The sequence below is a fragment of the Salinimicrobium sp. WS361 genome, from assembly GCF_050750585.1.
GTDB lineage: Bacteria > Bacteroidota > Bacteroidia > Flavobacteriales > Flavobacteriaceae > Salinimicrobium.
Map to the genome: position 1 here is coordinate 1 of NZ_JBOJLM010000006.1, position 26,591 is coordinate 26,591.

General features: G+C 41.2%; 25 protein-coding genes and 1 tRNA gene. 17 read left to right on the forward strand and 9 right to left on the reverse strand.

Features of this window, described 5'->3' with window-relative positions; all coding sequences use genetic code 11:
* Positions 1-22: 22 nt before the first annotated feature.
* Positions 23-331 carry a hypothetical protein gene (locus ACQ93I_RS07395; protein ID WP_266068206.1) on the reverse strand — a complete coding sequence of 103 codons (309 nt, stop codon included), beginning with the start codon at positions 329-331 and terminating at the stop codon, positions 23-25.
* A 42-nt stretch (positions 332-373) separates the two neighbouring features.
* On the reverse strand, positions 374-925 hold the full coding sequence (msrA, locus tag ACQ93I_RS07400; protein WP_431697880.1) for a peptide-methionine (S)-S-oxide reductase MsrA: 552 nt from the start codon (positions 923-925) through the stop codon (positions 374-376).
* Positions 926-1,032: 107 nt separating this feature from the next.
* Here msrA and ACQ93I_RS07405 point away from each other — a divergent pair, with 107 nt between their 5' ends.
* From ACQ93I_RS07405 to ACQ93I_RS07435, 7 genes are all read left to right on the forward strand, one after another.
* Complete coding sequence (locus ACQ93I_RS07405) at positions 1,033-3,468, forward strand: DUF5916 domain-containing protein (RefSeq protein ID WP_431697881.1); 2,436 nt, start codon at positions 1,033-1,035, stop codon at positions 3,466-3,468.
* A 23-nt stretch (positions 3,469-3,491) separates the two neighbouring features.
* Positions 3,492-4,151 carry an ABC transporter ATP-binding protein gene (locus tag ACQ93I_RS07410; RefSeq protein ID WP_431697882.1) on the forward strand — a complete coding sequence of 220 codons (660 nt, stop codon included), beginning with the start codon at positions 3,492-3,494 and terminating at the stop codon, positions 4,149-4,151.
* Between the two features lie 115 nt (positions 4,152-4,266).
* A complete protein-coding gene (locus ACQ93I_RS07415; RefSeq protein WP_431697883.1) occupies positions 4,267-5,031 on the forward strand; it encodes a TIGR02757 family protein in 765 nt (254 codons plus the stop codon).
* Between the two features lie 111 nt (positions 5,032-5,142).
* A complete protein-coding gene (locus ACQ93I_RS07420) occupies positions 5,143-7,068 on the forward strand; it encodes a BatA domain-containing protein (protein WP_431697884.1) in 1,926 nt (641 codons plus the stop codon).
* Positions 7,065-8,318, forward strand: a complete 1,254-nt coding sequence (locus ACQ93I_RS07425; protein ID WP_431697885.1) for a dihydroorotase — start codon at positions 7,065-7,067, stop codon at positions 8,316-8,318. Before ACQ93I_RS07420 ends, ACQ93I_RS07425 begins: the two co-directional genes overlap by 4 nt.
* A gap of 51 nt (positions 8,319-8,369) precedes the next feature.
* Positions 8,370-8,696: a hypothetical protein gene (locus ACQ93I_RS07430; protein WP_431697886.1), complete on the forward strand. Its 327-nt coding sequence runs from the start codon at positions 8,370-8,372 to the stop codon at positions 8,694-8,696.
* Positions 8,696-9,358: an alpha/beta hydrolase gene (locus ACQ93I_RS07435; RefSeq protein ID WP_431697887.1), complete on the forward strand. Its 663-nt coding sequence runs from the start codon at positions 8,696-8,698 to the stop codon at positions 9,356-9,358. The genes ACQ93I_RS07430 and ACQ93I_RS07435 overlap by 1 nt, the downstream gene beginning before the upstream one ends.
* Here ACQ93I_RS07435 and ACQ93I_RS07440 read toward each other — a convergent pair.
* Both ACQ93I_RS07440 and ACQ93I_RS07445 read right to left on the reverse strand, forming a co-directional pair.
* A complete protein-coding gene (locus ACQ93I_RS07440) occupies positions 9,355-9,852 on the reverse strand; it encodes a hypothetical protein (protein ID WP_431697888.1) in 498 nt (165 codons plus the stop codon). The two genes, ACQ93I_RS07435 and ACQ93I_RS07440, sit on opposite strands and share 4 nt — an antisense overlap.
* Positions 9,852-10,613 carry an MBL fold metallo-hydrolase gene (locus ACQ93I_RS07445; RefSeq protein ID WP_431697889.1) on the reverse strand — a complete coding sequence of 254 codons (762 nt, stop codon included), beginning with the start codon at positions 10,611-10,613 and terminating at the stop codon, positions 9,852-9,854. The genes ACQ93I_RS07440 and ACQ93I_RS07445 overlap by 1 nt, the downstream gene beginning before the upstream one ends.
* Before the next feature lie 119 nt (positions 10,614-10,732).
* Between ACQ93I_RS07445 and ACQ93I_RS07450 the strand changes: the two genes are divergently transcribed.
* Complete coding sequence (locus ACQ93I_RS07450; RefSeq protein ID WP_431697890.1) at positions 10,733-12,187, forward strand: TonB-dependent receptor; 1,455 nt, start codon at positions 10,733-10,735, stop codon at positions 12,185-12,187.
* A gap of 90 nt (positions 12,188-12,277) precedes the next feature.
* Here the strand turns inward: ACQ93I_RS07450 and ACQ93I_RS07455 are convergent, their stop codons facing one another.
* A complete protein-coding gene (locus tag ACQ93I_RS07455) occupies positions 12,278-12,754 on the reverse strand; it encodes an SRPBCC family protein (RefSeq protein WP_431697891.1) in 477 nt (158 codons plus the stop codon).
* A 208-nt stretch (positions 12,755-12,962) separates the two neighbouring features.
* On the opposite strand from ACQ93I_RS07455, the gene ACQ93I_RS07460 reads away from it, so the two are divergent.
* Positions 12,963-13,808: a phosphatase PAP2 family protein gene (locus tag ACQ93I_RS07460; protein ID WP_431697892.1), complete on the forward strand. Its 846-nt coding sequence runs from the start codon at positions 12,963-12,965 to the stop codon at positions 13,806-13,808.
* Positions 13,809-13,868: 60 nt separating this feature from the next.
* Positions 13,869-15,362: a S10 family peptidase gene (locus tag ACQ93I_RS07465; protein WP_431697893.1), complete on the forward strand. Its 1,494-nt coding sequence runs from the start codon at positions 13,869-13,871 to the stop codon at positions 15,360-15,362.
* A 139-nt stretch (positions 15,363-15,501) separates the two neighbouring features.
* Here the strand turns inward: ACQ93I_RS07465 and ACQ93I_RS07470 are convergent, their stop codons facing one another.
* Positions 15,502-16,329 (reverse strand): HAD family hydrolase, encoded by an 828-nt coding sequence (locus ACQ93I_RS07470; protein WP_431697894.1) that lies wholly within the window; start codon positions 16,327-16,329, stop codon positions 15,502-15,504.
* A gap of 295 nt (positions 16,330-16,624) precedes the next feature.
* On the opposite strand from ACQ93I_RS07470, the gene ACQ93I_RS07475 reads away from it, so the two are divergent.
* From ACQ93I_RS07475 to ACQ93I_RS07485, 3 genes are all read left to right on the forward strand, one after another.
* Entirely contained in the window at positions 16,625-17,551 is a 927-nt protein-coding gene (locus ACQ93I_RS07475; RefSeq protein WP_431697896.1) for a manganese catalase family protein, read from the forward strand.
* Between the two features lie 9 nt (positions 17,552-17,560).
* Entirely contained in the window at positions 17,561-18,310 is a 750-nt protein-coding gene (locus tag ACQ93I_RS07480; protein ID WP_431697897.1) for a DsbA family protein, read from the forward strand.
* A 196-nt stretch (positions 18,311-18,506) separates the two neighbouring features.
* Positions 18,507-19,322, forward strand: a complete 816-nt coding sequence (locus tag ACQ93I_RS07485; protein WP_431697898.1) for a universal stress protein — start codon at positions 18,507-18,509, stop codon at positions 19,320-19,322.
* Positions 19,323-19,484: 162 nt separating this feature from the next.
* Here the strand turns inward: ACQ93I_RS07485 and ACQ93I_RS07490 are convergent, their stop codons facing one another.
* The 3 genes from ACQ93I_RS07490 to ACQ93I_RS07500 form a co-directional block, all read right to left on the reverse strand.
* Entirely contained in the window at positions 19,485-20,432 is a 948-nt protein-coding gene (locus tag ACQ93I_RS07490) for a cation diffusion facilitator family transporter (protein ID WP_431697900.1), read from the reverse strand.
* Positions 20,429-20,857 carry a transporter substrate-binding domain-containing protein gene (locus ACQ93I_RS07495; protein WP_431697902.1) on the reverse strand — a complete coding sequence of 143 codons (429 nt, stop codon included), beginning with the start codon at positions 20,855-20,857 and terminating at the stop codon, positions 20,429-20,431. The genes ACQ93I_RS07490 and ACQ93I_RS07495 overlap by 4 nt, the downstream gene beginning before the upstream one ends.
* A 295-nt stretch (positions 20,858-21,152) precedes the next feature.
* Positions 21,153-21,226 (reverse strand) — tRNA-Arg (locus ACQ93I_RS07500).
* 348 nt (positions 21,227-21,574) lie between these two features.
* On the opposite strand from ACQ93I_RS07500, the gene ACQ93I_RS07505 reads away from it, so the two are divergent.
* From ACQ93I_RS07505 to ACQ93I_RS07520, 4 genes are read left to right on the forward strand one after another with little or no spacing between them, the layout of a single operon-like run.
* Positions 21,575-23,461: a flavohemoglobin expression-modulating QEGLA motif protein gene (locus ACQ93I_RS07505; protein ID WP_431697903.1), complete on the forward strand. Its 1,887-nt coding sequence runs from the start codon at positions 21,575-21,577 to the stop codon at positions 23,459-23,461.
* Entirely contained in the window at positions 23,458-24,507 is a 1,050-nt protein-coding gene (locus tag ACQ93I_RS07510) for a glutathione synthetase (protein ID WP_431697904.1), read from the forward strand. Before ACQ93I_RS07505 ends, ACQ93I_RS07510 begins: the two co-directional genes overlap by 4 nt.
* A 56-nt stretch (positions 24,508-24,563) precedes the next feature.
* Positions 24,564-25,613 carry a glutathione synthetase gene (locus ACQ93I_RS07515; protein ID WP_423818959.1) on the forward strand — a complete coding sequence of 350 codons (1,050 nt, stop codon included), beginning with the start codon at positions 24,564-24,566 and terminating at the stop codon, positions 25,611-25,613.
* 13 nt (positions 25,614-25,626) lie between these two features.
* Complete coding sequence (locus tag ACQ93I_RS07520; RefSeq protein WP_431697905.1) at positions 25,627-26,523, forward strand: succinylglutamate desuccinylase; 897 nt, start codon at positions 25,627-25,629, stop codon at positions 26,521-26,523.
* The last annotated feature ends 68 nt before the right edge of the window (positions 26,524-26,591 follow it).

A 26,591-nucleotide genomic window follows, 5' to 3' on the forward strand; every position in this document is an offset into this window, starting at 1 on the left:
TTTTCATTTTATATCAATTCAACTACTTCACTCTAACTTCAATAGGCCGCAGCTCTCCAAAATCATCTTCTCTTTGCCATACAAAGGTGTATAACCACATTAAAGTAAATGTTGGAATTATATCACTAAATGGCAAAATCTCTTCAATAAATACCAGAACAGAGGCTAATTTCCCCTTTTTGCCGGGATACATAGCCGACATTTTCCTGGCGGCATAAGGAGCCCACAAAAGATCAAGGAATCCTCCAACTAACGGAACTGCTCCACTTGCCATACCAATAGCATCGTAGACCAGGCCTTTGATCAATAACTTCTTTTTATTGGTTTCCATCTATTTTATTTTTCATTACTAATACAAGAAAAGTGCCACTTTTTATGATTCAGCTTTTACCTTCTTTGAAAACGTATGCTTCAGTTTCTGAACTTTGGGATCAATGATCACCCGGCAATATGGCTGATTCCTGTTTTGGTTGTAATAATCGTGATGTTCCTGTTCGGCTACATAAAACTCACCCGCAGGGGCGATTTCAGTAACTATAGGATCTTTAAATGTCTTTTCTTCTTCCAGCTTTCTTACAACATTTTCGGCGGTTTCTTTTTGAGCTTCAGAATGATAGAATATGGCACTCCTATAATGCGTTCCTATATCATTCTGTTGCCGGTTAAGCGTTGTAGGGTCATGCGTGGCAAAGAACATGTACAGTAACTCTTCAAAAGTGACAATTTCGGGATCAAATTTTATCTCTATAGATTCTGCATGCCCGGTTCTTCCGGTAACCACTTCACGGTAAGGCGGATTTTTAATATGCCCTCCGGTAAAGCCCGAAGTCACCTTCTTCACACCTTCTATACGTTGAAAGACCGCTTCGGTACACCAAAAACATCCTCCGGCCAAAGTTGCCATTTCCATTTGTTTTTCTTCCATATTTAGTTTTTCCAAAAAATAGGCAAAAACAACGAACCTTCCAATTATAAAATTTCAGGATTTCGTAACATTGCATTACGGGATAAATTCGCCTTTAATAACACCCTATGCTCTGTAAATATCTGCTGTTACCTTTTTTTCTTTTAATAACAGGGTTCCTGTTTGGTCAACAAAATGAACTTCCGCAGAAAAAGATCTACACAGCTACCAGAATTGAAGATAAACCACAGATTGACGGAATCCTGGATGATGAAATTTGGAAAGATTTTCCCGAAGCCGGAAATTTTGTAATGTACGAGCCCGGCGATGGTAAACCTTCCCGCAGTACACATCCCAGCCAGGTAAAAATAGCCTATACCGATGAAGCTATCTACGTGGCCGCCTATCTTTACGATAACAAACCCTCTAAAATAAGGCGCGAATTTGCGCAGCGCGATAACCTGCCTACTGCCGATTTTTTCTTTTTTGATCTCAATACCTACAACGATGGCGAGAACCAGACGAGGTTTTACGTCACCGCCGCGGGTACGCTCGCCGATGCCAAAATGAAGAGGGACAATGAAGATTTTGCTTTTAATGTGGTATGGGAAGCAAGGGTTTCTTTAAATGAAGAGGGCTGGTTCGTAGAAATGGAGATCCCCTACTCTGCCCTGCGTTTTCCGGGCGGTGAAGAGCAGCTGTGGAGCATGCAGCTGGGAAGGCACATTAGCCACCTCAATGAAACCTACGTTTGGAATTACATCGACAAATCTATTGGGGAAAGCACCCATTATAATGGCATTTTAGAGGGGATAGAAAATATTGACGCTCCGGTACGACTGAGTTTTTATCCGTACGTTTCGGGGGAAGTTGATTATATTGACGGTGAAACCACCACGGCATTCAATGCAGGTATGGATCTCAAATACGGCATTAGCGATGCCTTTACCCTTGATGCCACGCTAATCCCCGATTTTGGTCAAACCGCCTATGATGAAGTGGAACTGAATCTTGGGCCTTTTGAACAGACTTTTGGGGAGAACAGGGCATTTTTTACTGAAGGAACCGAGCTATTTACCAAAGGAAACCTGTTCTATTCCCGGCGTATAGGTGATACCCCTTTAGGTTTTAACAACGCGCAGGACGCCCGGCTCGAAAACGAGGAAATAGTAGAAAATCCCGAAACCACCAACCTTCTCAACGCGCTAAAGATCTCCGGAAGAACCAAAAGCGGACTTGGGATAGGATTTTTTAATGCTATTACCGAACGGCAAAAGGCACGGTACTACAACAAAACGACAGGTGAACAAAGAGAGCTTATTACCGAGCCGCTGGCGAATTACAATATTTTTGTACTCGACCAGCAGTTTGATCAAAAATCGTCTGTTTCTCTCATCAATACCAATGTGATTAGGGAAGGAAAGTTCAGGGATGCTAATGTTTCCGGTTTTTTGTTTGACGTTTATAACCGTGGCAGTTCCTTTAATTTTTCGGGGGAAGCAAAGATGAGCCGAATAAATTATGCCGAAAGTAACAAGACAGGATTTGCTTCACAGCTGGCTTTTGCGAGAACCAAGGGAAAATTCAGGTATGGGATCTCCCATGAATTTGCCAATAAGACCTATGACATCAATGACCTGGGGCTTAATTTCATCAATAACTACAGTAACTTCAACTGGCAAACCTCCTATCGCATATTTGAGCCCCACGGAATTTTCAATGAGTACAATATTCAGTTCTACGGCGACCATCAGCGGCGCTATGATCCCGATATTGCACTTACCAATAACTTTGGGTCGAGTTTCTTCGGAATGACCCGCGAAAGGTTCGCTTTTGGAGGTAATGTTAATTACAGTACACCTTTCAAGGACTTTTTTGAGCCCCGCCGGAATAATTCCTTCATCGAATATCCTGAAAATGCTGCAGCTGAAGCCTGGATCTCTTCAGATTATCGCAAAAGAATTGCGATAGATTCGCGCCTTGGGTACAACAAGTACCTGGGAAGCCCGCACGGGGAACTCAACTTTAGCTTTAGCCCCCGTTTTAGGGTTAGCAACAGGTTTATGCTTATTTATTCCTTTGAATTTATGGAGGAAAATGAGCGGGAAAGTTTTGTAGCATTGCTGCCCAAAAATGTCATTTTTGGCACCCGTGATATGAAGAGCATTGAAAATTCCCTGCAGGGCAGCTACAACTTTACCAATCGGCAGGCCCTTAATTTAAGTTTCAGGAACTTCTGGTCTTCAGCAAATTTCGCCGATGACAGTTTTAGTCGTCTACGGGACAACGGCGAGCTGGTTTCCTATAACTACGAGGTTGATGAAGCAAATAATCCCGATGCAAATTTTAATGTGTGGAATCTCGATCTAAGCTACCAGTGGCGTTTTGCTCCCGGCAGTGAGATGATCCTGCTTTATCGCAATTCTATTTTCAATGTAGACAAGCAAAGTGAACTGGCTTATTTTGAAAGTGTAGAAAATCTTTTTAAACAACCGGCGAGGCACAATCTTTCGCTAAGAATTGTATATTATCTGGATTACAGCAGCATAAACAGTATAATTTAAACTTAATATTGTAACAACATACCATGATAGAAGCACATAACATCCATAAAAGTTACAATGACCTTCACGTTTTAAAAGGTGTAGACCTGCACATCCCTAAAGGCGAAATTGTCTCTATTGTAGGAGCTTCGGGGGCCGGGAAGACTACCCTGCTTCAAATTCTTGGAACTCTTGAAAAACCCGATCGCAATACCAATAGTGTCCTCAAGGTAAATGACGTAGATGTCTATTCCCTTTCTTCAAAGGAGTTGGCGAAATTCAGAAATGAAAATATCGGATTTATATTTCAGTTTCACCAGCTGTTGCCTGAATTTACAGCTCTTGAGAATATATGCATCCCGGCCTATATCGGGAATAAAGATAAAACCCAGACAGAAAAAAGAGCTAAAGAATTACTTGGATTCCTTGGGCTTTCAAAGCGTGGCGATCACAAACCGGCCGAAATGAGCGGCGGTGAGCAGCAACGTGTCGCTGTGGCGCGGTCGCTTATAAACAATCCCGGAGTGATCTTTGCCGACGAACCCTCAGGAAACCTGGACTCTGAGTCGGCTGAAAACCTGCACAGACTCTTTTTTGATCTTCGGGAAGAATTTGGGCAAACCTTTGTGATCGTGACCCATAACGAGGAGCTGGCCAATATGGCCGACAAAAAACTGACTATGGTAGACGGCAAGATAATTTAAGGTTAAAAGTTTAGGTTCAATATCCTTAAATCTAACGTCTAACGTCTCAAATCTCACGTCTAACATCTCACGTCTAATGTCTAATGTCTCACATCTCGCATCCAAAACCTGGTAAATGAATTCAACAGAACTTAAAGAATTCCTCGATTTTAAGGTTGACCAATACAATACTTCAGAATTTATTGAAACAGATCCTGTGCAAATTCCGCATTTGTTCAGTCGGAAGGAAGACATGGAAATTTCGGGATTTTTGACCGCTACAATTTCCTGGGGCAACCGTAAAAGTATTCTGAAAAATGCCAATTATTTGATGGAGCTGCTGGAATTTGCACCTTATGATTTTGTGCAGAATCATTCCGAAGCAGAACTGGAAAAGCTTGAGAACTTCGTGCATCGCACTTTCAATGGCGGCGATCTCATTTATTTCATCAAGGCGTTTCAGCATATTTACAGGGAGCATAATGGTATGGAGAACATCTTTAGTAAACATTCAGGTAAAGACAGTTTACAGCCTGCAATCCATGAGTTTAAGAAAATATTTTTTGAACTGCCTCACGAGAGAAGGACAGAAAAACACGTTAGCGATCCGCTGAAGAATTCCGCTGCCAAAAGGATCAATATGTTCCTACGATGGATGGTAAGAAATGACAGCAGAAATGTTGATCTTGGCATTTGGAACAGCATTTCTCCGGCGCAACTCAGTTGTCCGCTTGATGTACATTCGGGAAACGTTGCCAGGAAACTGGGGCTCTTAAAAAGAAAACAGAATGACACCAAAGCTTTGCTGGAGCTGGATAATAATCTTCGGAAGTTAGACCCGCAAGATCCTGTAAAATATGATTTTGCATTGTTCGGGCTTGGGGTTTTTGAGAACTATTAAGCTGAAGTAGACAGTTAACACTGAAATATTGTTCACTTCCGAAGTTTTAAAGATTAAATAAAAAGCTCTTGCTAAAGCCTTTTTCTATATTTGACAAAAGAATGCCTGCGCATGTACTTTAAACATCCTGAACTGCTTTACGCCCTTGTTGTGCTGGTGATTCCAATCCTGGTGCATTTGTTTCAGTTAAGAAAGTTTAAGACAACGCCATTCACGAACGTGAGGTTCCTGAAAAAAGCTGTTTTACAAACTCGCCAGAGTTCGCGCTTAAAGAAATTATTGGTCCTTTGCACCAGGCTTCTCATGCTTACATGCCTTGTGCTGGCTTTCGCACAACCCTACTTCCCACCTACTTCAGGGACAGTTGAGGAGACCAAAACAGTGATATATCTCGATAATTCTTACAGCATGCAGGCGCGGGGTAAAAATGGGATTCTTTTAAAACGCAGTGTGCAGGATTTACTTGAAAATATTCCTGAAGACGAAGAGGTAACTTTGTTCACCAACAGCGAAGAATACAGGAATATCTCGGGAAATACACTTCGCGAAAGGCTTCAGGAGATTGGGTTTGCTCCGGAAGAACTTTCCTGGGGAACTGTGGCTCTCAAGGCAAACAATCTTATTGGTGCTTCGGGAAACCTTCAGAAGAATTTTATAGCAATTTCTGATTTTCAACACTTACAGGATTCTGTTATTCCTCTCAAAAATGGCATTTTTACGCACCTGGTCCAGTTGATCCCCGAGCGGGTTGACAATGTAATAATCGATTCGGCATGGATTATAAATGCAGGTCTAAACCAGGCTGCAATCCAAATTTCATTTTCGGCAGTTGGAGACAGGCAGGAAGAAATTGCAGTAGGAATTTATGACGGTGACCGGATGCTCGCCCGCAAAACCGTTAAACTTCAAGAGGGAACTGAAGGAAATACCACATTTAACCTGGATACAGATGTAATTCCTGACGGAAGAATCGAGATTGAAGATAACGGATTGCAATTTGACAACCGACTATACTTTAGTATCAACGAAATTCCGCCGGTGAAGGTCGTGGCAATTGGAGACCACGAAGTAGATTACCTGCAAAGGATCTATGCTCCCCAGGAGTTTGAACTCACCATACTTCCTGAAAATAATGTAGACTACAATGCCCTCTCCCGGGCCAACCTGGTAATTCTGAATGAACTGAATCAAATCCCTTTTTCTTTGATAAGCAGCCTTCAGCAGTTAATTGAAGATCGTGCGGTGGTTGTTATTGTTCCGCCGACACAGGGAAAAACAGAAGACTACAATGTATTACTACGCAACCTGAGTTTGCCTCTTATTGAAACCTTAAATGTTCAGGATAAATTAATTACAGATATCAGTTTTGAGCATCCGCTTTACAGCAGTGTTTTTAATGAAAAAGTTACAAACTTTGAATATCCCGGTGTTCAAAGCTCATATCTGTTAAACAGGAGTGTTCCGGGTATTTTAGAGTATCAAAATGGAGCACCATTTCTTTTTCAACAAGACAATGTCTTTGTGTTTACGGCAGCATTGAACCGGGAAAATTCCAACTTTAAGAACTCTCCGCTTATTGTTCCCACGTTCTATAACATTGGTAATTCGGCTATTTCAAGACCAAATCTTTACAATGTACTGGGCAAACCACAAAAGATATCGCTTCAGGCTGAACTTCAGAAGGATGAGATCCTAAAATTATCTTCTTCTGAAAGCACTTTTATTCCGCAGCAGCAAAGCTTCAGGAATAAAGTAGAGCTTACCCTGGATGGCTTACCGAAAACCCCCGGCCACTACAAAGTGTTACAGGACGAAAAGCTGCTGAGAACCTTCAGTTTTAATGTGCCTCGCAGTGAAAGTGATCCTGTACTCAACAGGTTGCAGGGGCAGGAAGATCTTCTTGTGCACGGCAATATTTCCGAAGCTATTTCTTTTATAAAATCGGCGAATGAAGTCGATAGCTTTTGGAAATGGTTTGTTATTTTTACTCTTGTTTTCCTACTTGCTGAAATACTAATTCTAAAATTCCTCAAATGAAAATACTCGTCAAATCTGCCCGGATAGTTGATAACGAAAGTCCGTACAACAATAAGGTCATGGACATCCTGGTAGAGAATGGTCTCATTGCAGAAATAGCACCAGAAATCAAGGTCAAAAAAGCCGATCTTGAGATAAAATTTGAAAATCTTCATATTTCACAGGGATGGTTTGACAGTAGTGTTTCTTTCGGAGAACCGGGATTTGAAGAAAGGGAGACCTTGAAAAACGGACTAAAAACAGCAGCTAAAAGCGGATTCACAGCCATTGCCCTAAACCCCGGAAATGACCCGGTGACCGATAATACAGGCGCGGTAACTTACCTTAAAAACAAAGCTGAAAAGCAGCCGGTAACTTTGCTGCCAATCGGGGCCCTTACCCGGAAAAGCGAAGGTCGTGATATGGCCGAACTTTACGATATGCAACAGGCCGGCGCGGTGGCTTTTGGAGACTTTAAAAAACCTGTTTCCAATCCTAATCTTTTGAAGCTTGCCCTGCAGTACTCCCAGAATTTTGACGGACTGGTGATGTCATTTCCGCAGGAAGACAGGATAGCGCTTCAAGGGCAGGTCAATGAGCATGAGAACAGCACCCAACTTGGTCTTAAAGGAATCCCGGCCCTGGCTGAAGAATTACAAATCATCAGAGATCTTTATATCCTGGAATATACGGGAGGTAAACTTCACATCCCTACCATTTCAACCGCAAAATCTGTAGAACTCATACGTGATGCTAAAGAAAGAGGGCTTGATGTATCTTGCAGTGTGGCTATTCACAACCTCTTCTTCACAGATGAAATGCTGCATGAGTTTGACACCAATGCTAAAGTGCTTCCCCCTTTAAGAACCAAAAGCGATATCAAGGCTCTTATTGCTGGAGTAAAAGATGAAACCATAGATATGATAACCTGCGACCACATCCCTATGGATTCTGAACATAAAAAAGTGGAGTTCGATAATGCCCTTTTTGGAACCCTGGGGCTGGAATCAGCTTTGGGCGCTTTACTGCAGTTGTTTTCTATCAAGACTACAGTGAAATTGCTTACTTCGGGAAAATGGAGGTTTGGGCTTGGCGAAGGAGTCATTGACGAAGGACTTCCTGCCAACTTCAGTTTTTTTAATCCTGAAGGAGAATATACCTTTCAAAAAGAGCATATTTTGAGTGCTTCAAAAAATAGCCTCTTCCTTGGAAAGAAATTAAAGGGTAAAGTACACGGTATTCTGGTAGGGGAAGAATATTTAGCTTCTTAAGACCGGTAAGGAAGCGCAGAATTACGTAAATTTGCGCCTAAATTATCTCTTATGGACAGTGTAGCCAACCAGGGGAAAGCTGCAGCAATTTGGGCCTATATTACTATTATAGGAACTATTATTGCTTACTTTCTCAACAACGATTCAAAGAACCCGTTTGCTTCTTTTCACATTCGGCAGGCGCTGGGAATCCACATCACATTTTACCTGTTGGGAATAATAGTTTCGTGGTTTAATACCTGGCTCATTTCGGCACCTTTTTATCTGTTTATAATCGTGTTGTTGGGATACGGCTTACTTGCTGCCATACAGGGAGAAAGGAACGAAGTTCCCATTTTAGGAAAACAATTTCAAAATTGGTTTAGTACAATAAGTTAATGGAAGCAGAAACATTCACCCTATATCATTTAGTCAGAAAACCCAAAAAAACTGTAGAAAAGGCCCCTTTACTCATCATGCTACATGGCTACGGAAGCAATGAAGAAGATCTTTTTTCTTTTGCAGACGAGTTGCCCGATGAACTATTTATTATTTCTGTAAGGGCACCTTATCCCCTGCCTCCTTATGGAAATGCATGGTATGCGATTCACTGGGATGGCAGCAGCGACGGTAAATTCAGTGATGATGATCAGGCAGTGATTTCGAGGGAAAAGATCGTGCAATTTATAGACGAAGTAACCGAAAATTATCCCGTAGATGCCAATAATGTTACTTTACTTGGCTTCAGCCAGGGATGTATCCTCAGTTTTAGTGTGGCACTCTCCTATCCCGAAAAGATCAAAAATGTGGTTGGCCTAAGTGGGTATATCAATAAGGAAATCCTGAAAAAAGGATATGAAAACAATGATTTTTCAAGACTTTCAGTTTACAGTTCCCACGGTACGGTAGATCAGGTAATCCCTGTGGAATGGGCCCGAAAAACAGCACCTTTCCTGGATTCCTTAAATATTGACAATACTTATTCAGAATTTCCTGTAGGTCATGGTGTTGCGCCACAAAATCTTATGGAGATCAAACAATGGCTTAAGGAGCACCTTTAATTGCGGGGATACAACAGGGCTTTTTCAGAAAAAACCTCTACTGTGCCACTGTCGTCAATTTCAAAACTAACAAAGAGGTCACCCCAATAAAGACCGTCGGTGAAACTTGCTATAGCCCATTTGTGGTTTAGCAGTTTCACCTTATTAATTCTGAAAGGGCCATTCATGCCTTCATAAGGAATAAGGTCGTTATCGGCATCTACCGCGTTTCTGCTTACAAGAGCTTCCTCTACCTTGTTCATTACTTCGGCAGGATCAAATCCCCTGTCTTCAAGGTATGTAAGCGATTCCTCAATTGAGGCTAATGAAAAGGATTTTTCCTGTGAAGCATTTTCTGCGACAGGTTGAGCATTTGCTCTTTGCTCTTCAAGTTCTTTTTTAAGATATTCTATTTCTTTTTCTTTAGATGCCAGCACTTTAGATCCATTCATGTAAATGACTACCGCCAGTAAAGCAGTAAAAACAAACAGGTACATTAAAAAACTCTTGCGCATTAGATTTCAATTTGAAGGTTATCATAGGCCAAAAACACATTTTTGGGAAGTTCGGTCTGTACCGCTTCATGAAAACCCATATGTTGACTTATGTGAGTGAGATAGGCTTTATTTGGCCCTATTTTTTCTATAAACTCTAAGGCTTCTTGTAGATTAAAGTGGGAATGGTGAGGTTCTTTCCGCAGCGCATTAACAACCAGAACATCTACCCCTTTTAGCTTTTCAGCCTCTTCTTCTTCTATGGTCTTTGCATCTGTGATATAGGCAAAGTCTCTAATTCTGAAACCAAAAACCTGTACCCGGTTATGCATCACATTTATGGGAAGAATATTTATTCCCTTTACGGGGAACGCCTTATTTTCAATGATATGTTCCTGTACACTGGGTGCACCGGGATATTTATTTTCTGAAGCAAAAATGTATTCAAACCGCTTTTGTAAAGAAGCCATTACCCTTTCATGAGCATACACCGGAATATCTCCCTGCCTGAAGAAATAAGGCCTTATATCATCCAACCCAATAGTATGGTCACTGTGTTCATGGGTGTACAGAATTGCATCTATTCGCTGCACGTTATTTGTCAGCATTTGTTGCCTGAAATCCGGTCCGCAGTCAATGAGGATATTATGTTCGTCTACTTCAACAAGAGCCGAAACCCGCAACCTTTTATCTTTGGGGTCCTCGCTTTTACAAACCGGGTGGTCACTACCTATAACGGGTATTCCTTGTGATGTTCCTGTACCTAAAAACGTAACTTTCAATGCTCTTAATTTTACCACAAAACTAAGTATTATTTTTTGTTTAGCCCTCCATTTTAGTACCTTTGACTACGAACTAAGCCGTTCCTACAAAGGAACCAGTTTGTACAAAAAAAATAGCTATGCCAATAACTATAATGGGTGACCGGGAATTTGAAAATGTCCCGTCGATCAAGAGTAAAGCTTTACGCATCAACCTGAACGAAAATATCTACGGAACTTTTTCTGAAATAGGTGCCGGGCAGGAAACTGTACGTAATTTCTTTAGAGCCGGTGGCGCTTCAGGGACTATTGCAAAGGCCATGAGCGCCTATGATAAAGACTTTAGTGATGCAATTTACGGCATCGAAGACGACAGAAGATATGTCACCGAAGAACGTTTAAAAAAAATGCTCACGCATGAGACCAATCTCATTGAGCAAAGGATATCCCGCGAAAAACACCCCAACAAATTATTTTTCACCTACGCCAATACAGTGGCCACCATTGATTTTGCCAAGAAATATAAAGGTCATGGCTGGGTAGGAATTAAATACCAGGTGCATCCTGAAGAAGACTACAACGAGATCAGTCTCCACGTGCGCTTCCATGAAAATGATGCGCGTTTACAGCAAAATACACTTGGGATCTTAGGAGTGAATTTGATCTATGGAGCTTATTATAAGTACGATAACCCGAAGAAATTACTCCGTTATCTTTATGACCACATAGATAAAGACCAGATAGAGATTGATACCATCAACTTTTCGGGCCCTCGATTTGAAAAAGTCGATAACCGATTGATGAGTTTACAACTGGTTAAAAACGGAATGACAGAGGCGGTAATGTTCGCCCCCGACGGGAATAACGTTTTACCAGCTAAGATCCTTTACAAAAAGAACATTCTGGCCTTGCGCGGTAGCTTTAGACCGGTTACCAAGGTGAACATGGACATGTACAAACGCTCTTTGGAACTTTTCCTCAATGAGAACAGGGTTTCTGAAGAAAATACGGAAGTGATCTTTGAGATCACCCTTTCAAACCTTAGGGCGGAAGGAGAAATTGATGAACGGGATTTTATGGACAGGGCAGAATTACTTTGTTCCCTAGGTCAAACCGTGATGATCTCAAACTTCCAGGAGTACTATAAGGTTGTAGAATATTTCTCCCGCTACACCAAAGAACGCATGGGGCTGGCAATGGGTGTAAACAACCTGGTAGACATCTTTGATGAGAAATACTACAGGCACCTGAGTGGAGGGATCCTTGAGGCGTTCGGTAAGTTGTTCTTCAAAGATCTTAAGGTCTATTTATATCCGTTCAAAGATCGTGAGACCGGCGAGATCACAACCAGTGATACCCTGAAAGTACATCCAAGAATGAAGGAACTTTACAAGTTCTTCAAATACAACGGAAAGGTTGTGGATATTACAAATTACGATCCGGCTATTTTAGATATTTTCTCCAGGGAAGTACTACAATTAATTGCTGAAGGTAAAGGTGGATGGGAAGAAATGTTGCCCGAAAAAACCACAGCGATGATCAAAGAGCACGATCTGTTTAGTCACTACAAACAAAAGTCAGCTCAAAAGATCTAAACTCGCAGGAATAAGATTTTAAATAAGATCTGAAACAGGCCGTTTAAATTGCTCTGATACTTCTTTAAGAGAGGTGCTAAAAAGGGTAATTTAAACGGCCTCTTTTTTATAGCTCCCAAACAATTCTACAAGCTTTTTTCTTCTGAAGTTGAAGATTTCCTCCAGTTTGGGTTTGACCATCAAAGGATGTACTGCCTGCCCTATTATTCCAAAGGGAATTTTATAATCTATAATATCTTCCATCTCTACGCCACCATCTATTTCCCTAAGAAAATGTTTATGGTGCCAAAGAGAATAAGGTCCAAACCTCTGTTCATCTACAAAATAATAAGGTTCTTTGACATGAGTGATTTCGGTCACCCATTTTGTTTTAATTCCGGCTACAGGAGTAACGATATATTGAATTATTTGTCCGGCGAACATTGGCCTATCCCCTCCCGAAATAATATCAAAACCCATATAAGATGGTGTGATCACTTTGAGATTTGCAGGACTGGAAAAAAATTTCCACGCCTCCTCCAAAGAAATCGGTAATTTCTGAACAGTATGCAACTGATATATTTTCATAGCAATCTTTTTTCAAAGGTAAGTTTTGTTTTAATATTTTTAAATAAACTTAAACAAAAAGTTTCCTTTACTTATGGATTTAAGCCCTCAGGGACAAGGTCGGTTTTCTGAAAATTTTCTGAAAACCCTTGCTATCACTCTTATAATTGCGTTAATGCCTCAGGTTGTGACAGGTAAAAAACCGAGCTTTGATTAAAACTCCCAAAAGATGAAGAAACCAATTTGTGTAATAGTTTTACTTTTTTGCTTTACTTTTTCCACTTACTCTCAATCTTTTTCCACCACTAATAGCGATACCTCAAAATCCCCATACAAGATCAGCTGGAAGCTTGATGCTCCCTGGGTTGGTGTGGGATTAGGTTTGAACGTGTTGGGGTTTAAATTGATTCAGGACAAAGATGATCTCACTATTGACGAATTTAATGCTTTGTCAAAAGACGACGTGCCGGGTATAGACCGATTTTTAGCTGGGAATAACAGTGACAGGGCCGATAAGGTAAGTTACTATCCCTTTTATGGGTCTTTTGCCGTTCCTGTAATTATGATGGTGGCAGATGGCAATATGCGTTCAAACGCCGGACAAATTTCAGTAATGTTCGTAGAAAGTATGGCCACAACAGGGGCTCTTTATACCATTACCGCAGGTTTGGTAGACAGGGCACGACCTTTAGCATATAATACCTCTGTTCCCGAAGAAGATCGTAGAGAAAGTGGGGCGCAAAGATCCTTTTTTGCAGGACATACTGCAGCTACGGCCTCAGCTACCTTTTTTGCCGCCAAGATCTATAATGATTTCTATCCAGATTCAGCTGCGAAACCGTATGTGTGGACTGCAGCAGCGATTGTTCCTGCCTGGGTCGCTTACCTAAGGGCCGAAGCCGGGAAACACTTTCTCACCGATAACATAGTGGGATATGCTGTGGGTGCAGCCAGCGGAATTCTTATTCCGGAGCTTCACAAGAGGGATGAACAGAATTTTCAGGTATCTCCGGCTATGGGAGTCGATATAAGAGGAAATGAATTCCAAGGGCTGTCCTTTAGTTACAGCTTCTAAAAAACGGCGCAGGTTCTTCTGATTTTTTCTATTTTTAGGTTTTTTAACCAAGAACCTGAAATGAAAAAAATTACTTTCCTCGCAATCTTATTTGCTGTTTTACATGCCGAAGTCCGGGCGCAGGACGTCCAGATCCCTATTGACACTACGGTGGTTACGTCCCACAGGGTGAACATAAACGGGCAGAGAATTGACTACACGGCAACCACGGGTATGCAACCTGTTTGGAATGAAGATGGTGAAACCATTGCCAGTCTCTTCTATACCTATTACAAACGCAGTGGTATTAATGAATTAAAGAACCGGCCATTGGTAATTTCCTTTAATGGTGGGCCTGGTTCTGCATCTGTCTGGATGCATATTGCCTATACTGGCCCGCGAGTTTTGGAGATAGATCCCGAAGGTTTCCCTATTCAGCCTTACGGCACCAAAGAGAATCCGTATTCAATTCTTGATATTGCCGATATTGTTTATGTGAACCCTGTAAATACCGGGTTTTCAAGGATCATTGAGCCAAAAGGTGAGAAAAAACAGAATCGGGATCAGTTCTTTGGGGTGAATGCCGATGTTAGCTATCTCGCAAAATGGATCAACACCTCTGTGACCAGGTACGACCGCTGGCTGTCTCCAAAATATTTGATTGGCGAAAGCTATGGAACTACCCGTGTTTCAGGTTTGGCCCTCGAACTTCAGAATTCACAGTGGATGTATTTAAACGGGGTAATCCTGGTTTCTCCTACAGATATTGGAATAGACCGTGAAGGCCCTGTAGAAGTTGCAAACCGCCTCCCTTACTTTACTGCCGCCGCCTGGTACCACAACCTGCTTCCGCAAGATCTTCAAAAAAGGGATTTGGAAGAGTTGCTTCCCGAAGTTGAACAATACGCAATAAATGAATTACTTCCTGCTCTTGCCAAAGGAGGATTCCTTGAGCAGGACAAGAAAGAAAAAGTGGCTTCAACAATGGCCCGCTATTCCGGGATTTCTGAGAAGGAAATTCTTCAGCATAATTTAGAAGTACCATACAGTTACTTCTGGAAAGATTTACTGAGAGATCAAAAAGGTATGACCGTAGGAAGACTTGATTCCCGCTATGTAGGCTTAGACCGCAAAGAAGCCGGAGATTCCCCCGATTATAATGCTGAACTTACCTCCTGGCTGCATTCTTTTACTCCGGCAATCAATCATTATCTTAGGAATGACCTTAATTTTAAAACAGATCTTACCTATTATATGTTTGGGCCCGTGCATCCATGGGACCGAAGCCGCGACAATACCGGGGAAAACCTGCGTCAGGCCATGGCTCAGAATCCTAACCTTGATGTGCTTATTCAGAGTGGGTATTTTGATGGGGCAACCACATATTTTGATGCGAAATATACCATGTGGCAGCTGGATCCCAGCGGAAAGATGCGCGACAGGTTAAGCTTTAAAGGATATCGCAGCGGGCATATGATGTATCTTCGGAATGAGGATCTTAAAAAGGCCAATGATGACGTGAGGGAATTTATCCAGAGATCATTACCACAACCAGGTACACCTGCAACTTACTAGCAGGTCGTATTAAACTGAAAAGGTCGCCTGAAATGCCATTTTTGACACTCTGAAATAGTTTCAGGTGTTAATTACAGCTTTTGAGGCGACTTTTTGTTTTCAGAAATCTTAATCTACTGGTGATGTGCTCTGCAAGTACTTATATAGACTGCTCCTTCGCAGCTTTTAAACCATCAAGCAGCTCCTCCAGGACCTTTTCTACTCCCAGTTCGTCATTGCTGCCGGCGTGGTGCGTAGCCACGGCTTTCACTTCTTTATGTGCGTTTTGCATAGCATAGCTGTAGCCCGAATGTTCAAATAATTCCAGGTCGTTTAGATAATCTCCAAAAGCAACCGTTTCTTCTTTCTTAATGTTCATCTGCTCCTGTACGGCAATGAGCGCATTTCCTTTTTGAGCTTCCTTATGGTTAAAATCTATCCATATTTCCCCGGAAAGTTTTACCTGCAGGCGATCTTCAAAATGCTTTAGGTAAGGCAGGGAATTTTTCTCGGCTCCTGAAAGATCACAAATAGTGAATTTTAGAAAAAGGTCGTCCTTTACTTCCATCAGGTCATCTACCACCTTGTATTTCTCATAATGATTGAGAAACGGCTCCATAAATTCGGAAGCTGTACTTTCAATGTAGGCCTGTTCCCTTCCGCAGAGAATTAGATACTTATTTTCAAGTTTTCGAACTTCCTGTATAAGTTCATGCACTACCTCTGTTTGCATGGGTACAACGTGTAATTCCTGCTCATGCTGCATTACAATAGCTCCATTTTCGGCTATGTAAATAAGCTCATCCTTGATCTCGTCCATTCGCTCCCTAAGACTGTAATACTGCCTGCCACTGGCCACTGCAAATTTGATGTCCTGCTCCTGCAGGGCTTTGAATATCTTTAAAAACTGCGGACTCACCTCGTGCTTGCTGTTCAACAATGTTCCATCCATGTCGCTTACCACGAGCTTTATCTTTGAATAATCCATATACTTTATTATTGAAAAAAGGCAAAAATAAGGGAACTTTCAGGTAACGCAGAATGTAGAGCGTTAATTTGTATGAAGGAGTTTTCAGTTTTTAAAAAAAGCAGCAATATTAAAAGAGAATTTACCGGTTCTTACAGCTTTTTCAGCAGAAATACTTCAGCAGGTAAATCCTGTAAGATTATTCGTAACATAAAGAATAACATAACTTTACAAGTTATTTAACCTCTTCAGCAGTAGAAAGTTAATAATTTAATAGGTGAAAAAGAACCTTTCATTAACCACTAATTCACTAATTATGTTTTACCACGTAAAAGAATTACAATTCAACGCGAGGGTGTCAAAACCCGATCCTGCCTTCGCCACCTTACTTCTTGAACAATTTGGAGGTGCCAACGGGGAATTAAAAGCTGCGTTACAATATTTCACACAGGCCTTTGCCGCTAAACAGGTACATCCAGACAAGTATGATTTGCTCATGGATATTGCCACGGAAGAATTTAGTCATCTTGAAATAGTGGGTGCCACTATTCAAATGCTTCTAAAAGGCGTTCATGGAGATCTTAAAAACGCCGCAGAAGAATCAGAAATTATGGAATTACTTAAAGGAAAAGCATCTAAAGAAGGTTTTATTCATAATGCCATGGTGAATCCGCAGTTCTTCAATCTTTCGGGAGGAGGCCCTACCCTTAGCGACAGTAACGGAAACCCATGGACTTCGGCTTACGTGACAGCAAACGGCGATCTTTCGGTTGATCTAAGGTCGAATATCGCAGCCGAATCAAGAGCTAAAATTGTTTATGAATACCTATTGCAACATACCAATGATCCTCATGTGAAGGATACTCTGCGGTTCTTAATGACCCGTGAAGTGGCCCATTTCCAGATGTTCCAGGCTGCCCTTGAGACAATAGAACCCAACTTCCCTCCGGGAGTATTGCAAAGCGATCCTAAATACAGTAACAAGTACTTCAATCTTTCTAACGGTGAAGATGTGAGAGGACCATGGAACGAAGGAAAAAGCCCCGAATTGGGAGAAACCTGGGAGTATATTTCAGACCCTATCGAGCACGTAAGAAAAACAAAAGGTATGACTGAAGGGCATAAAAAGACATCCCGAGACCCAAAAGAAGTTGAGAAAATGAATAAGGAGTTGAGTAAAAAGAAGTTTGAAGAGATCAAAAAAGCAATGCCTAAAGGAGAGGCACAGTGGAGCAAATATTGAGAATAAAATATGGAAATATTTAAAATAGCGTATTATACAGATCCTCTTTGTTGCTGGAGCTGGGCTTTTGAGCCACAATTCCGAAAATTGAGATATCTTTTAAAGGACCGCCTACAGCTTACCTATGTGATGGGCGGTCTTTTAGGAGATTGGCAGAGCTTTAATGATAAAATGAATGACATTGCCCGCCCTGCACAATTTGGTCCTCTCTGGATGCAGGCAAGAGTACTTTCTGGCCAACCCATTGATGAGAATATCTGGATCTCTAACCCCATAGATACTTCTTATTTAGCTTGTATGGCGGTAAAAGCAGCCGGTCTTCAGTCTAAAGTTGCTGAAGAAGCCATGCTGCGAAAGTTGAGGGAGGCGGTGATGATGAACAAAAAGAACATTGGGGATGTTGAGGTAATACTGGAAATAGCCGATGAACTGGAACAGAACAGAGTTCTCAAAAAGGGCAAATTTGAAGAAGATTTTTTTTCAGATAAAATAAGTGAACTTTTTAAACAGGATCTGGATAGAACCCGGGCTATGGGTATTACCCGCTTCCCTACTCTTTTGATCACTTATAAAGAAAAAACTTATCAAATTACAGGGTACCGCCCATTTCACGAATTAGTGAAGACATTTTCAGTGATGGACGAAAATCTTGAACTAGACACACCTGTTGACAAAGAAGAATACCTAAACAGCTGGGAAAATCTCACCCCAAGGGAATTGTCAGAAATTACAACTGTCTCTAAAGAGCTAACGGTGTAATTTCTTTAAATCGGCACTTTCTAAGCTGAAAATTAATCTTTTAGAAACAGCATTTTGTGAACAGCCTTTAAAAAGGAGTTTTGCGGGCTCCTTTTTGTATTTTTTGTAATAACAATAAACATAATTCCATAAACTGATAAAAATCATACTTTTTCGCGAATTGTGGTCTTAACTTTAAACAGGTAAAATCAAAATCATGAAAAAGATAATCTATGCAACCGATTTTTCGAGCAACTCTGTGGCAGCGCTAAAATATGCAGCTGAACTCGCCCGAATCATGGGAGACGACCTTATTGCTCTTCATGTTTATCCTTCTTATGAAGTAGATAGACCTAAAGGGGATTTTTTAAAAGACCATCAAAAAGAGCTTCAGGATTTTTGCAAGCTACATCTAAAAGAAAATTTTGAGCCCCAAACCATCTCTCCCGCGGTGGTTTCTGGCTCCAGTATAGCCGAAGAGATCCTGAAATTCACCAAAGACCTTCAGGTTAGGGTGATCGTTATGGGTGCTTGTGGCGCCAGTAAACTAAAGGATAAACTCGTGGGCACCACGACTAGTGAAATGATTGGAAAATCTTCTTTGCCTGTGTTGGCTGTACCGCCACAATACCGTTTTAAACAGCCTCAAAAGATCCTTTTTGCCAGTACTTTAGACGATCAGGAACTTATTTATCTCAAGGAATTGATCCCTATGGCCCAATCTTTAGAGGCCAGTATTGAAGTTGTTCACATTACCCACCGCAAGGAAGATGAGGCACTTCAAAAGCTTCAGGATTTCCAGGAAAAAGTGGAACAGGAAATTCCTTATCCTAAAATTTCATACAGAACACTCTATTCTTCGGAAGTTTTTGAGACTCTTCGTAAAGCCATAGAAAAAGAAGAGCCCGATATTGTTCTAATGCCAGAAAAAAGGAATATGAACCTCTTCAAAAGAGGAATTGTAAGGGACAGGATTAAAAGGATGCAATCTTGCAGCCCTTCTCCACTGCTTACATTCCCTGCCACTGTTTAAAAGGCTTGCCTGGTTGTTAGTTTAAAACTTGTAGACTTTAGTAAAAATCACTGCTACCAATGATTTACTAATATATTGTAGCTTATATAAAGTGATTCGCTGACCTTAGAGGTCAGTACGTACTCTTATTTTTTAATATTTCTTTACCAACTTTTAGTTAGGTTACCAGTTTGGAAGTTCTCTAACGGGATCGATTGTAAAGTCATGAAGCTTCCAGTGAATATTACGTATCTCGTTATATCCTGCTTCGATTTCCTGGAGTTTGGGTTCACCATGGGGTACTACTGCAATTTGTCCGAAATAGACCTGTCCTGCTTCTCTAAAGCGTACTTTGGTATCTTTTACCCATGGCCAGGAGCGTACTTTTTGAACTACATCAATAATAATCTCATCTTCAACATCTGCTAATAGACGTTCCGGATATCGGTCCATAAGATCCATAGCTGCAGTTTTGGTATGTTGAAATCCATCCTTAAGAATAGAACCCGAAATGAAAATTGCTGCTGCGGCATCTGCCCACCAGATCCCCAACCCCACTCCGAGTATTCCTAAAATGGCAGCAAGAGCGGTAAGATAATCGGCTTTTTGAGCACTTGAATCGGTATATAAAAGCTTGTTGTGAAGCTTCTTAGCCATGGGAATCTTCTTTGCGCCCAGCCACATAGCCGGGGCAGCGCTATAGATCAAAACAACTATCATTAGCCAGCCCATCCATACGTTGTAACCCCAAATTTGCATTGTACCAATAGTGGGATGTTCCGCTTTAATAAGAGACATTGAGGAATCGAAAATCAGGAACAAGCCCATTCCCAGCAGGGCGACGGCTCCTACAAGAAAAGCAATAGAAAAGACTCTGTGATAACCATAAGGGAATTTATTATTCGGTCGTTTACTGTTTATTTTATTGGCTATTAAAAATCCTGCCGAAGGCACAAGGCTGAGCACATCTTCAAGCCACGCAGCTTTCATGGCCTGGCTGGACCCCAGCACGAGATACATCACTATAGTTACAGAGATCAAATAAAATAACGTGATCCACTCTAATTTGTTGGCCTTTTTAAGAGTTTCTCTAAGATGTTTGGGAAGCTCAAAATCTCTAATACTGTTCATCCCTTTTTCTTTTTACTTAAAATGTATTCTTCAAGATTCTTCAAAAGCCGATTCTCACCTTTAGGGATTAGAAAAACATGCTGCTTATCATAGGTGGTGGTAAGTCCCGCTTTTTTTCTCCAAACGGTCTTCTTGTCGAAACCGCCGGCCACAATGTGCAGTTTAAATTTGTGCAGCTTGTTGATGAGTTCACTTTCAGATCCCTTAGTGAACTTTACCTGCAAACCTGCTTTGGTTGCAAATTTGCGTATCATTTCCACTTCGCTACCTGATGGCTGCTCCTCTTGGGTGATAACGTATGGCGGATTTTCAACCAGCCCCACCTGGAGAGCCGATTGTTTTGCTTCCTCATATGAGTTTTCAGGATCTTTAGGAAACGTACATGTGCTGAGAAAGATACATAACACAAACAAAGACTTTTTCATACTACTAATTTAAAAAATCGAGCAGCAGGAGCAGCAAGGTAGCAGTTAAACCTTTCATAATAGGATTTTAGCAAGAACTAATTTCAGAATATCCATATTAGAAAAATCGGAAGTTTTCAAAACACAGCTCTCACCTGAAAAGAATTATTAGACTACTCTTTTATTTCAGTTTATTAAACAAACTGAAAAATATTAAGGACTTCAGAAAATATTAGAGACCCAGGTTCTGGTCATGATGGGGAAGAAATTTATATAAGTACTAAAAACAAAAAACCCCTCGATTGAGGGGTTTCTGTGATCGCGAGAGGATTCGAACCTCTGACCGTCTGCTTAGAAGGCAGATGCTCTATCCAACTGAGCTACGCGACCATTAAAGCGGTGCAAATATAATGAGCTTTTTAAAAAACACAAGCAAAAATATTATTTAATTCCTTCTTTTTATTTAAGTGAAAGATCTTCAGCACCTTATTCATGCAGGTATTTTTTATTTCTTCAGTAATTCAGCCTCTATACCCTTTTGAAAGTATCTGTTTTAGCCGTGTAGCTCCTTCTTTGAATATCTAAAAGTACTACTAAATCTTTGCTAAACTTCAGCTAATACAGGGGTGTTTTTTCTTCAAAGACTTACGAATCGGTTAAATTTACCTGTAAGGCATTTTTACTGGGAGCACAAGCTAAAACTAATTCGAATCCTCCCAAAAAACGCAAAAACATATTATGGAAGTAAGCACATCTAAAGAATCACAACCATTTGATGAAAACTCCATCCAAAAAATTATAGAGGAACTTCAGGAAAAGTGTGAAATAGAGAAGCACTTGCCGGGAGGTGGCTATCTGCATATGAGCGATGAACTTCCTTATTTAGTAATCTACAGAGATCTTAAAGATAAGGAGGATGAGGAAAAAGACCGGGCAACTGTACGTCTTATTTTAAGTGAAGCCTCTTTTCTAATTATTGGAGATAAAGATTTTGAAGGCTACCAGCGGCTTATGTTCAGTCTGAGTGAAGCTATGTCCTCAAAATTTAAATCATTTCTTCTGCTCGAAGTTTTTGCAGGAGAGTCAGGCAGCCGCGGATTTAAGATCAAGGGTCCTGCACAAAAGCTCTCTACTACAATTAAAGTGTTTAAGGAGGAACTGGATGAGATGAATGCCGGCTACCGCGCCTTAAATTTTACTGATACCGAAATAGAGGATTCCCTGGAACGTCAACCCCCGGGACAGCCACCTCTTTTAAGCCTGGAACAATTAAAAGACGCCGGATGTCTACTCATTGGTCTTCAGGTACCACCCGTTTACCGCAGCCAGGATGGAGAAGAATATCCCGTTTTCTTTAGAAGCTTCAAAGATAATTTTGTGGTTGCCCTGCATAAGACGATTTACGACTTTATAAGGATACAAACTTCCAGCGGAGTGAAGAGTTACAGAGCCCTGGGGCAAAAGAACCTTCAGGAAAAGGTATTGGAAATTGACCGGGAGTTGGCCGAAATAGAATCTTCTTACCAATTTTTATGGTTGGTTTCCCCTGCCAATATTCGAACCATAAAAGAAACTTTTTTCAAAAGCAACTATGAAAAGGTTCTTAACTATCACTACAGGCTGTTACCATTTGACCCCGATGTTCTCAAAAGAAAACTTTATAACTTAAAGATCGAGGAAGTAGATGATCCTGCACTTTCTTACATTTTTAGGGAGAAACGAGAAGAACTCGATCTCCAGATAAGCATGCTCACCGAAAGAGGTCTTGATAGTTTTTTCTATAACAGTATGATGCTCTACGGAAAAATTAGCCGTGAGCTTCAAAGGGAGGCTGAGACAATTTTAAAAGAAGTTCCCGAACAGGAACAGCAGGATTTTGAGAGTATACTTAAAGCTGAAGATTTTGAGGTTCTTGCCCACAAGGAGTTCGAGTACTTCCGTGGTCAGGATGAAAATTTCTCCAGTAAAGTACACGTGCGCGATGATGTCAATATTCTTATGGTCTCTCGTGGAGAACTCTATTTACCAAGTGATTACAAGCTCAACGCGAATGAAACTAAAGCTTTGATCCAGCACGAAATAGGCACACATGTCCTCACTTACTACAACGGAAATAAACAGCCCCTAAGACTACTTTCTATTGGCCTTACTGATTATGACACGCTTCAGGAAGGTCTGGCAGTGTTATCTGAGTACCTAGTAGGCGGACTTACAGGTAACAGGATGAGAACTTTAGCTGGCCGGGTTGTAGCTGCTTCGGCAAGAATGCACGGGGCCGATTTCCAGGAGATATTTCGTCTGCTTTATAACGATTATAATTTTACAACTCAAAGAGCATTTAATATCACATCCCGTATTATGCAGGGAGGTGGCTTTACAAAAGACATTTCTTATCTCAAGGGTCTGGTACAGCTCAAAAAACACCTGGAAGAAGGTGGGGAATTAAGTCCTCTTCTTACCGGAAAGTTTTCACTTGAGCACATGCAGATAATCAAAGAATTACAGGATAGAAGGGTACTTTCCCCTCAAAAGCTCACTCCTCGCTATTTACATTCAGAAGAGACTAAAGAGAAACTTCAGCAAATAAGAAAGGGGATTCCTCTTTCACAATTGATAAACGCATGAAAATATGTTTTGTAGTAAATAGCGTGGAATCTGAAGGTGCCGGCACCACTGTTTACATGATGCATGAAGCCTGGAAAAGGAATCATGACGTATACTTAATGGGAGTGGGTGATTTTAGTTTTACCCAAAATGAGGCGCTTAGCATAATCAGCACTTCCCTGCCAAAGAGCTTTAAACCCGAAAGCCCCGAAGAACATCTCGAAATGCTGCAGGGAGAAAAAGCATCGATTAAAAAACTGGAAGCAAAACAGTTGGATGTACTATTTATACGCAATAATCCTACTGAAGAAGATCAGGGCAGGCACTGGGCCGAAGCTGCCGGGGTGGCATTTGGCCGCATGGTACAACAGGAAGGAGTGCTTGTGCTCAACGATGCTTTTGCCCTCTCCAATGCTTTTATTGACAAGCTCTATTTTGAAGAGTTGCCTGCTCATATCAAGCCGGCATCATTAATTACCCGCGACAAAAACGAAATCCTGGAGTTTTTTGAAGCTCATAAGAAGAAGATGATATTAAAGCCCCTTGAAGGTTCAGGCGGGCGCGGAGTTTATCTTATAGACAAGAACGAAAAAAACCTTAACCAGATTATCGAAAACCTCTCTGCCCAGGGCTATATCATCGCGCAGCAATATTTACCAGCAGCCAAAGAAGGTGATGTGCGTGTGCTTTTGCTTAACGGAAAGATCCTGCAAAAGAATGGCAAATACGGCATTATTAAACGTGTGAGTGGCGAAGGGGAATTCCGGAGTAATATTTCACAGGGCGCAATACCCGAAACCAGCGAATTCACCAAAGATATTAAGAAGATCATAGACATTGTATCCCCCAAACTAAAAAGAGACGGACATTTCTTTGTTGGTCTCGATGTCGTGAAAAACAAGCTTATCGAGATCAATGTATTGAGTCCGGGAGGCCTGGACGGTCTTTACAAAATTGGGGTTGAAAATTTCTCGGATGTCATCATTGAGTCCATCGAGAGAAAAATTGAATATAAGAAGCATTATGGCACCGGAATTTCCAACCGCGAACTTGCAACAATGGAATAGAATATTTTAAAATTTTATCAATTTAACCGGGAGTGATCCCCTAAAAGAAATCATTAATGAAAATATGTTTTGTAATCAATAGTGTTGAGACTGAGACCTGTGGTACCACAGTGTACCTTATGCAGGAGGCTCGAAAGCGTAAGCATGATGTTTATGCCATGGGCGTGGGAGATTTTTTCTTCGAACAGGGCAAAGAACTTTGCATAGAATCTACTTACCTGCCTAAAAAGATAGAAGCAAAAACTCCTAAAGAATACCTCGAACTGTTGCAAAGCGATAAAGCCAAAAAAGAGAGAATCACAGCTACAGATCTTGATGTGCTTTTTATAAGGAACAATCCTACCGAAGAAGGTTCTTCCCGTCAATGGGCCGAACAGGCCGGGGTTGCTTTTGGCCGCATGGTACAACAGGAAGGCGTACTGGTACTCAATGATGCCTATGCCCTGTCTAATGCTTTTATTGATAAATTATATTTTGAGGAGCTACCGGCAAGCATCAAACCCTACTCTATCATCACCAGGAAAAAAGAAGATGTACTGGAGTTCTTTGAGAACCACAAGAAAAAAATGGTGCTCAAACCTTTAGAAGGCTCGGGAGGAAGAGATGTGTATTTGATCGATAAGAACGAAAAGAACCTGAATCAAATCATAGAAAACCTCTCTAATCAGGGCTACATCATCGCACAGGAATACCTGCCCGCAGCAAAAGAAGGTGACGTGAGAGTTTTACTTCTGAATGGTAGGGTCATGGAAAAAGATGGAAAATACGGAATCATCAAAAGGGTCACTGGCGAAGGAGAATTCCGAAGTAACTTTAATCAGGGTGGTACAGGTGATAAAAGTCCGCTTACAGACGAGATGAAGCGCATCATTGAGATCACTGCTCCTAAATTGATAAGGGACGGATTATTCTTTGTAGGCCTTGATATCGTTAAAGATAAGCTCATCGAGATCAATGTGCTTAGTCCCGGCGGAATGGATCACTTTGAAGAAATTGGTCTTCCCGATTTTTCCGATGTGGTCATAGATGCCATCGAAAAGAAAGTGGAATACAAAAAAATGTATAAGGGTCAGATCTCCAACCAGGTTCTGGCTACAATGGCGTAACAAAAAAGAGAAAATGAAAGAGAAAACCCGAATCATAGGAGAATATACCAGTAACAAAAAAGGGCCTTTGCTCTTTGTAACTGCCGGGGTTCACGGCAATGAACCCAGTGGGGTCAAAGCACTAAAAAAGGTCTTTTCTGAACTTGAAAAAACAAAACCCGAAATTGACGGAACTATTGTTGGGGTCATGGGGAATAAAGCAGCGCTTGAAAAAGACCAGCGATACATCGATGAAGATCTCAACCGCACCTGGACCGAAGACAATGTGAAGAACCAGGATCCCGAAACGCAGGAACAGCGGGAAATGCACGAGATCATCAACGTTTTGGAGGGTCACCCCAAAAGTCAGTACTCCAAACGCTACTTCCTTGACTGTCACACTACGTCTTCAGACAGCCTGCCCTACATTTCGGTACAGGATGTTCACGACAATGTTAAGTGGTCTCACAGGTTTCCAACTTACATAGTGAAAGGTTTCAGTGATATCGTGTATGGCGCTATAGATCATTACATGAGCCGCACCGGCTTGACTGGCTTTGTTTTCGAAGCCGGGCAGCACACGAGTGAAGCTTCCGTAGAAAATCATGAGGGGATGATCTGGCTTGCATTACAAGAAGCTAATAATCTTGACGTGGAGAAAGTTTCATGCTATCCCGAATGTGTAGAACGATTCAACGAAAATAATGCTCCTTCGCAAAAAACCTTTGAAATTGTATACCGGCACGAGATCAAGAAAGGCGACAGTTTTAAGATGGAACCCGGATTCAAGAATTTTCAGAAGATTAAGAAAGGGCAATTGCTTGCCACAAGTAATGGCGGCGAGATAAAGAGCGAGTGGGACGCCTACATCTTTATGCCCCTGTATCAATCTCAGGGCAACGACGGATTCTTTATTATTGAAGAAGTATAAAAAAATCCCCTGTCAAAAATGGCATTTTTGACAGGGAATTAAAAAGATTAAATTTTTAAGGAATAAGA

Coding starts and splice junctions, on each gene's coding strand:
- ACQ93I_RS07395 (WP_266068206.1), bottom strand. CDS start 331: ATGGAAACCAATAAAAAGAAGTTATTGATCAAAGGCCTGGTCTACGAT.
- msrA (WP_431697880.1), bottom strand. CDS start 925: ATGGAAGAAAAACAAATGGAAATGGCAACTTTGGCCGGAGGATGTTTT.
- ACQ93I_RS07405 (WP_431697881.1), top strand. CDS start 1,033: ATGCTCTGTAAATATCTGCTGTTACCTTTTTTTCTTTTAATAACAGGG.
- ACQ93I_RS07410 (WP_431697882.1), top strand. CDS start 3,492: ATGATAGAAGCACATAACATCCATAAAAGTTACAATGACCTTCACGTT.
- ACQ93I_RS07415 (WP_431697883.1), top strand. CDS start 4,267: ATGAATTCAACAGAACTTAAAGAATTCCTCGATTTTAAGGTTGACCAA.
- ACQ93I_RS07420 (WP_431697884.1), top strand. CDS start 5,143: ATGTACTTTAAACATCCTGAACTGCTTTACGCCCTTGTTGTGCTGGTG.
- ACQ93I_RS07425 (WP_431697885.1), top strand. CDS start 7,065: ATGAAAATACTCGTCAAATCTGCCCGGATAGTTGATAACGAAAGTCCG.
- ACQ93I_RS07430 (WP_431697886.1), top strand. CDS start 8,370: ATGGACAGTGTAGCCAACCAGGGGAAAGCTGCAGCAATTTGGGCCTAT.
- ACQ93I_RS07435 (WP_431697887.1), top strand. CDS start 8,696: ATGGAAGCAGAAACATTCACCCTATATCATTTAGTCAGAAAACCCAAA.
- ACQ93I_RS07440 (WP_431697888.1), bottom strand. CDS start 9,852: ATGCGCAAGAGTTTTTTAATGTACCTGTTTGTTTTTACTGCTTTACTG.
- ACQ93I_RS07450 (WP_431697890.1), top strand. CDS start 10,733: ATGCCAATAACTATAATGGGTGACCGGGAATTTGAAAATGTCCCGTCG.
- ACQ93I_RS07455 (WP_431697891.1), bottom strand. CDS start 12,754: ATGAAAATATATCAGTTGCATACTGTTCAGAAATTACCGATTTCTTTG.
- ACQ93I_RS07460 (WP_431697892.1), top strand. CDS start 12,963: ATGAAGAAACCAATTTGTGTAATAGTTTTACTTTTTTGCTTTACTTTT.
- ACQ93I_RS07465 (WP_431697893.1), top strand. CDS start 13,869: ATGAAAAAAATTACTTTCCTCGCAATCTTATTTGCTGTTTTACATGCC.
- ACQ93I_RS07470 (WP_431697894.1), bottom strand. CDS start 16,329: ATGGATTATTCAAAGATAAAGCTCGTGGTAAGCGACATGGATGGAACA.
- ACQ93I_RS07475 (WP_431697896.1), top strand. CDS start 16,625: ATGTTTTACCACGTAAAAGAATTACAATTCAACGCGAGGGTGTCAAAA.
- ACQ93I_RS07480 (WP_431697897.1), top strand. CDS start 17,561: ATGGAAATATTTAAAATAGCGTATTATACAGATCCTCTTTGTTGCTGG.
- ACQ93I_RS07485 (WP_431697898.1), top strand. CDS start 18,507: ATGAAAAAGATAATCTATGCAACCGATTTTTCGAGCAACTCTGTGGCA.
- ACQ93I_RS07490 (WP_431697900.1), bottom strand. CDS start 20,432: ATGAACAGTATTAGAGATTTTGAGCTTCCCAAACATCTTAGAGAAACT.
- ACQ93I_RS07495 (WP_431697902.1), bottom strand. CDS start 20,857: ATGAAAAAGTCTTTGTTTGTGTTATGTATCTTTCTCAGCACATGTACG.
- ACQ93I_RS07505 (WP_431697903.1), top strand. CDS start 21,575: ATGGAAGTAAGCACATCTAAAGAATCACAACCATTTGATGAAAACTCC.
- ACQ93I_RS07510 (WP_431697904.1), top strand. CDS start 23,458: ATGAAAATATGTTTTGTAGTAAATAGCGTGGAATCTGAAGGTGCCGGC.
- ACQ93I_RS07515 (WP_423818959.1), top strand. CDS start 24,564: ATGAAAATATGTTTTGTAATCAATAGTGTTGAGACTGAGACCTGTGGT.
- ACQ93I_RS07520 (WP_431697905.1), top strand. CDS start 25,627: ATGAAAGAGAAAACCCGAATCATAGGAGAATATACCAGTAACAAAAAA.